This window comes from Ligilactobacillus sp., from assembly GCF_036846325.1.
In the GTDB taxonomy this organism is placed as follows: domain Bacteria; phylum Bacillota; class Bacilli; order Lactobacillales; family Lactobacillaceae; genus Ligilactobacillus.
Genome location: NZ_DAIUCE010000075.1, coordinates 1 through 4,214, shown reverse-complemented (window position 1 = coordinate 4,214; position 4,214 = coordinate 1). Strand labels below are relative to the sequence as shown.

At 47.1% G+C, this 4,214-nt stretch carries 5 protein-coding genes; 1 reads left to right on the top strand and 4 read right to left on the bottom strand.

What is annotated here, in order from left to right:
• A partial coding sequence (locus V7Z60_RS07435) for a PRD domain-containing protein (RefSeq protein ID WP_334117205.1) occupies positions 1-548 on the top strand: 548 nt, incomplete at its 5' end.
• Between the two features lie 1,353 nt (positions 549-1,901).
• On the opposite strand, the gene V7Z60_RS07430 is transcribed toward V7Z60_RS07435, so the two are convergent.
• The 4 genes from V7Z60_RS07430 to V7Z60_RS07415 form a co-directional block, all read right to left on the bottom strand.
• On the bottom strand, positions 1,902-2,369 hold the full coding sequence (locus tag V7Z60_RS07430; protein WP_334117204.1) for a hypothetical protein: 468 nt from the start codon (positions 2,367-2,369) through the stop codon (positions 1,902-1,904).
• Complete coding sequence (locus V7Z60_RS07425; RefSeq protein ID WP_334117203.1) at positions 2,350-2,997, bottom strand: ABC transporter ATP-binding protein; 648 nt, start codon at positions 2,995-2,997, stop codon at positions 2,350-2,352. The genes V7Z60_RS07430 and V7Z60_RS07425 overlap by 20 nt, the downstream gene beginning before the upstream one ends.
• A gap of 12 nt (positions 2,998-3,009) precedes the next feature.
• Entirely contained in the window at positions 3,010-3,660 is a 651-nt protein-coding gene (locus V7Z60_RS07420) for a hypothetical protein (protein WP_334117202.1), read from the bottom strand.
• A partial coding sequence (locus tag V7Z60_RS07415; protein WP_334117201.1) for a hypothetical protein occupies positions 3,657-4,214 on the bottom strand: 558 nt, incomplete at its 5' end. The genes V7Z60_RS07415 and V7Z60_RS07420, both read right to left, overlap by 4 nt.

Sequence of the window (4,214 nt, the reverse complement as noted above, 5' to 3'; positions counted from 1 at the left end):
CCCACCAAAACTGGTGGAGTTTCTGCCTCATTCCCACCAAAACTGGTGGAGTTTCTGCTCCATCCCCACCAAAACTGGTGGAGTTTCTGCCTCATTCCCACCAAACTTGGTGGAAATTAAGTGCTTCACTCTGTAATCACATGGCGTTTTTCACTGTATTTGCAGCAAGCATTGCATTTCATATTGCGGATTCACGTAATGTCAGAGATGAGAACTATGACAGCATGAAGGTTTCCAAGATAACAGATGAAATCTTGAGAATCATCATGCTTGCTGCCGGCAGGGACGCCATTGATAACAGCAGTTCCAATTACCATCGCCTGTTGACGCACATCAAGTTCTTTTCAGAAAGACTGATTACCGATACCCAACTCCAGGGTCAGGACCGCGTGATGTATGAGCACGTGCTGAATTCCTATCCTAATTCAACCAAAGTGGCAATCAAGGTCCTGGAGTATTTGGACAAGAATTACCATTACACAGTCACCAGCGAAGAGCTCATGTATCTGATAATTCACATCCACCGCAATATTCATCGGAATATCTGACATCCAGGTGATTGTAAATGGCGCCTGAGTTCAGTAGTCAACATACACCTCAGATTGTCAGCATGGCAATCATCCATATTGAGATAATCAACCGTTAAGAGACTGAGAAGTCGCATTAACGGTTTTTTTATTTCAATCCAGGCAGTAAGATAAGAACACAACTGCAAGTCATTATTCATATGGAAAATCCAGCGTCATGTCCTCCAAAACTGGTGGAGTTTTTTGCGCCATCCCCACCAAAACTGGTGGAAAATCCAGTGTTTCGTCCACCAAACTTGGTGGAGTTTCTGACCCATTTCCACCAAAACTGGTGGAATTTCTAATCCATTCCCACTAAAACTGGTGGAAATTCATGGATCTCACCAGCATTTACAATTTGTTGCATCTGACCAGGCATGGCAAGTATTTATATCCCATGAAAGTGGTGAGCTAGAGTAACTTTTCAAGCTGATTAAGACTGCCTTACCGGATGTGAATGAGTCTTTGGATTGTTCTTTGATTGACAACGTCTGAGTCCTGTAATAAAATGAAGACGAAAAGAGGCGTATGCGTCAACATACACCTCAGATTGTCAGCATGGCAATCATCTATATAATGAGATAATTAACCGTTAATAGATTGGGAAGTCGCGTTAACGGTTTTTTTATTGTCTACAGGATGCTTTGCGTCAGGAAGACAATTGTTCCTAGAACCATGCCCACCAGTAAGATAAAAACACAAAGTACAAGGGCTTTTTCTCGAAATGAGAAGTGTTCAAGCTTACCGATAAGGTTAACAAAGATATCCAGTATCCTTAGCAGGCCCATTAATTTGGAATCTTCCTTTCCAGAAAGAATGACCTGCACTGACAAACCCTGCATACTTCCAATGGCATCACCTTTCTTTCTAACATTGCCATTTATCGCTAAAACAGCTGGAGCAGATGATGCCTTCTGACAAAGCTATTATACCAAACATTGGAAATAATAAACAATGTCATTAACTTAAGTTCCATCAATATAAGCTTTTTATAACGCACTGTATGTTCGAAAGGCATTTTCATATTAATAATTCAGGGTGGAGTTTTCTGCCCCATCCCCACCAAACTTGGTGGAGTTCCTACGCCATTCCCACCAAAACTGGTGGAAAATTCAGGTCTTTGTCCACCAAACTTGGTGGAGTTTCTACACCATCCCCACCAAACCTGGTGGAGTTTTTGCCTCATTCCCACCAAACTTGGTGGAAATTAAGTGCTTCGCTCTGTAATCACATGGCGTTTTTCACTGCATTTGCAGAAAAAAATGCACCCCCACAGGATGCATCAGCCATCTTCTTATTCAATAAGTTGCAGCAGCCGGAATTCAAGCCCATGATTCATTTAAGAAAATACTCACTGTACTTCATCGGGCCGGTCTTGTACCAGATGACGGACTTGACGCCACTTTTTCCGAAGTTCTCCCTGCTGACGGAGGCTTCGATGACGTTGAGCCCCTTCTTCAGCCGAAGACTCTGAGATGAGTGGCCGTTGACAAGATATTCATCGAAATAGTTCACTGTCCCCTTCGGAGTGTTGACCAGCTGCAGGTCCCCGAGCCTCTGAACCCTGCCGCTTCTGACTACCAGCCTGATTGAGGCCTTACCTGCCGTCAACTTCTGAGTGTACTGCTCGACGGCAAGCTGACGTCCGTCCAGGGGCATGCCGATTCTGACATTTTCATGTCTTACCTGGTACTGACGTGCAAGCTCTGCATTTTCATGACGGATGGAAAAGAGGACGAAAACCAGGAAGGCAAGGAGCAGACATGCCAGACAAACCAGAGTCCTATTCTGCAATCTTCTCATTCTTCCTGATTCTCCCTTCGCTCACATAGTAGATTCCGTCAGCAACGTCTTCGATGAAGGTCTTGTCATGGCTCGAAATCAAAAGCGTCTTGCCAAGTGCCTTCTGTTCCAGGACAAGCTTCTTCAGAAATTCCTGACCATCCTCGTCAAGAGCGTTGGTCGGCTCGTCAAGAACAAGCAGTCTCGGATCCGACAGCATTGCCATCGCAAGAAGCAGACGCTGCTTCATTCCAAGCGAATACTCCCCGTATCTGCGGCTGTTCTTCGGGTCCAGTCCGACATAGCGCAGCAGTTTGTCCAGATCGTGACTTTCAGAAGCAAGCATGTCCATCAGCTCCAGATTCTGCCTGCCCGTCTTGTCAGCAAGAGCTGCGTACTCAACCATCGAAAAGCCTGTGTCTTCAGCAAACAGAGTGTCCTTCCTCAGCTGTCTGCCGAAAACAAGGACCTGTCCGGAATCAGGTTTCAGAAAGCCGAGAACGGTCTTGAAGATCAGGCTCTTGCCACTGCCGTTCGGACCGACGAAACCGTACACGCCGGGCTCGGTGATTTCAAAGGAAACATCATCGAGCGCCACAAGATGATTCAATTTCTTGGTAACATGATCAACTTTTACAATACTTTCCATAACATAATCACCTCAAAGGAAGTCAAGTTTCCTGATTTTCAGGCAGCACAGGACAATGCCGAGGGCCATCAGGAGAGCGAACGCAACATCTCCGGCCGTCCACGCGGAGCCCCTGGCAGCCATCAGCCGGCTGAAGCAGGGCATCCCGTCATTGAACACCGTCGAAACCGCAGTCACGACAACAATTCCTTCGCAGATCAACGGCGGCCAAACCAGTGTCAAAAAGGCAAAGAACAGCATGAACTCAAGCAGAAGGAAGAACACCGTCACTGAAAAATGCAGAGAAGAAGGCCTCGTCAGAACAAAAAGCAGTGCCAGGTTGACCCCTCCGGAAACAATCAGGCACAGAACCGAGCAGGAAAGATACTCGCCAAGGCTCACCATGCTGACCAGAGGATAGTCATGCAGGATCAGCTCACGAAAGCCGTCCCCTGTGACAATCTCATTGAACATGACGATGAGAAGCCACGATACCGGCAGATACGGAGTGCTCGAAAAGTCGGCAATGCCGTGCATGACATCGGACAAAAGCGGTCTTTGTCCGATTCCGCTGTACTGAAGAACGGAAACAGTCGTCAGAAGCAGCATAATCAGTTCACGATACCGGATGTTTTCAAACATAAGCTTCATGTTTCTTGAAAAAAGCTTCAAAAATCCCGTCAAAGCATTCGCCCCCTTCCATCAAGCGTTCTGCTGAACACCACCAGGGCGCAGGCTGCCCAGCAGACGTTGACCAGCAAATCGAACAGGGCCTTTAAAGGACCAAACGAATCAGCAGCCGGAATCAGCAGGCCGAATGTGAAGAAGAAGGAGACATGACAGAACATGAAGACTCTCACTTCCACGATGAACAGGACCTGAACGAGAAGCCACGCCAGCGGCTTTGACAGAAAGTTCTCCATCGCGGCCATGATGCACCCGAGAGCCGTCCATGAAACGAGAAACAGTACCAGAACCGCAGCAACGAAAGGAACCGTCGCCGCGGTCACCTCGCACTCATTGAAATGCAGAGCCCAAAACAAAAGCAGACCTGACATTGCTCCGATTGTCATCAGGCCACAGGAAAGAAGCACCCTGGAAAACACCAGACGACTGATTTTCTCCGGCTTCTTCAGGATGAACATCTCCCTTTCGAATCCCGTATCATTTGCAAGCAGCAGAAAAGCTGCCGAAAAGGCCGGAAACAGGCCGAAGTCATTGTATTGAATGCTGGAAAG

Coding starts and splice junctions, on each gene's coding strand:
- V7Z60_RS07430 (WP_334117204.1), bottom strand. CDS start 2,369: ATGAGAAGATTGCAGAATAGGACTCTGGTTTGTCTGGCATGTCTGCTC.
- V7Z60_RS07425 (WP_334117203.1), bottom strand. CDS start 2,997: ATGGAAAGTATTGTAAAAGTTGATCATGTTACCAAGAAATTGAATCAT.